Annotated in this window: 4 protein-coding genes; all 4 read left to right on the top strand. The window is 34.3% G+C overall.

What is annotated here, in order from left to right; genetic code table 11:
• The first annotated feature begins 214 nt into the window (after nucleotides 1–214).
• Complete coding sequence (locus tag C9J34_RS20635) at nucleotides 215–445, top strand: primase-like DNA-binding domain-containing protein (RefSeq protein WP_107842050.1); 231 nt, start codon at nucleotides 215–217, stop codon at nucleotides 443–445.
• Nucleotides 433–861 carry a hypothetical protein gene (locus C9J34_RS20630; protein ID WP_153062663.1) on the top strand — a complete coding sequence of 143 codons (429 nt, stop codon included), beginning with the start codon at nucleotides 433–435 and terminating at the stop codon, nucleotides 859–861. The genes C9J34_RS20635 and C9J34_RS20630 overlap by 13 nt, the downstream gene beginning before the upstream one ends.
• Before the next feature lie 121 nt (nucleotides 862–982).
• Nucleotides 983–1531, top strand: a complete 549-nt coding sequence (locus tag C9J34_RS20625; RefSeq protein ID WP_107842048.1) for an ERCC4 domain-containing protein — start codon at nucleotides 983–985, stop codon at nucleotides 1529–1531.
• Nucleotides 1531–1716 (top strand): hypothetical protein, encoded by a 186-nt coding sequence (locus C9J34_RS20620; RefSeq protein ID WP_107842047.1) that lies wholly within the window; start codon nucleotides 1531–1533, stop codon nucleotides 1714–1716. Before C9J34_RS20625 ends, C9J34_RS20620 begins: the two co-directional genes overlap by 1 nt.
• Nucleotides 1717–1805 lie beyond the last annotated feature (89 nt).

Genomic DNA, 1805 nt, shown 5'->3' with positions numbered 1-1805 from the left:
AGATGTGTATAAGAGACAGATATAAGGGTTATATAGAGCGTTAACCGATTTTCTTGATAACGAAATTAACTTTAGAGGATGAATAACACTCTAAACCATTGGTATCACTGCATTTTAAACAAGTTATTTAAGTAACTTTAGGGTTGTTTTAGCCCGTTTTTAGTTAGCTAGTAGACTTTTTTTAAAATATTAATAACTTAAAGGAGCCGAAAAAATGATTGATGAATTTGTTCGTGAAAATTTAACAATGACACAAGATTTTATAAAAATGCCTGCAAAAGAAGTTTACGAAAGGTATTTAAAATATTGTGAAATAAAAAAGATTGAGCCTTTAGGTGTAAGAAAGTTTTATAACAATATAGAAAAGTATGGAATATCTAAAAGTAGAGGTACGGGTAATACACTTTCGTTTAAAGGAGTTTATTTGAAAAAATGTCCGTACTAATGATTTTATCATTGATATGGCGCAATGGTGGAATAATTGAACGTGATAATAGGGACGGTCAACTCGAATTAAAAAATCATCAAAAAATACCGCCGGAAGTTTTAAAGGCTGCTGAACCGATTTTTGCTGAAATAGATGCCTACCTCAAATCTGTGGAGGGCATGAATGCAACGGACACGACAGCATGGAAAATGATTGTGGCATTAGCAGGCTGGCAACGCAATGAATCTATTAGCAATTTCTTAAACGGCGATGAAGTAGCTTTAAATCTATTTATGGACTATCAAGCTAAATTAGCGCTCAACGGCTGGAAAGAGCTATACGAGGATTGGCGAAAATATGAAAATGATGAAACGGAACAGCTCAAAAAACAAATCTATGACCGTGCTATTTTACATGCACGTCAAAATAAGTGATTTAAGCGTGTTTTTAGGCGTTTTAGATTGAAGATGATAAATAATACTGCTTTGATATTAAAACGCCTTACAGAAAGCGCTAAATAGGTAAAAGTGATATGTTAGGAGGTTCATATTCAAATTGATTCACTATAAATTTTCGGATAAAGAAATCGATGCACTTTTAAAACATTTAACCATCATCATGGACACGCGCGAAAAAAGCAGTATGCACATCATCGAATATTTCAAGCAAAAAGATATTCCGATGAAATTACAAAAGCTCGATACAGGTGATTACAGCTTTATGATTCCGTCCAATGACGATACACAAAAACTAGGTATCTCACGTGATTTATATTTCAATTCTTATGTCGAGCGTAAAAATTCCGTTGACGAAATATGCGGAAACTTACAAAAAGACACTCAACAAGCTTTTATTAACGAATTGATTCGCTCACAAGGTAGTAAATTCGTTATCTTTGTGGAGGACCCACATTTCGACCGTAATTTAGCACAAGGGAATTATCGTAGTCGATACGACCCAAAAGCTTTGCGAGGGCGATTAGATAGCCTGCAAGCGAAATATAATTTCGAAATTCGTCCAGTCGAAAAGGACATGATGGGACATGTTATTTTACACAGGTTTTTATATCAAGCGAGGTATTACCTAAAAAATGGGGTGTTCTAATGCTCAATAAACATGGTATTCCAATTTGTAATATTGGTAATAAGCGTAAAAAGCCAAAAGAAAAATTAAATACAAGAACATTCCTCACAACTGTGGAGGGCGTAGAGGTCACGGCTGTGATTCCTGACTTCTCGCCTATACAGGAATTATTAATAAAAAATGGTTGGAAAGAAATTGATAATTAAGTATTTGAACCAAATTGCGGAGTAACAAGTGAGGTGATTGAATGATTGAAGAATTATGGCATGGAGATTGTTTGAAGCTAATGCGGAAT

The organism is Metasolibacillus meyeri (assembly GCF_003049505.1).
In the GTDB taxonomy this organism is placed as follows: Bacteria; Bacillota; Bacilli; order Bacillales_A; family Planococcaceae; genus Metasolibacillus; species Metasolibacillus meyeri.
This window is presented reverse-complemented; position numbering and strand designations above follow the sequence as displayed.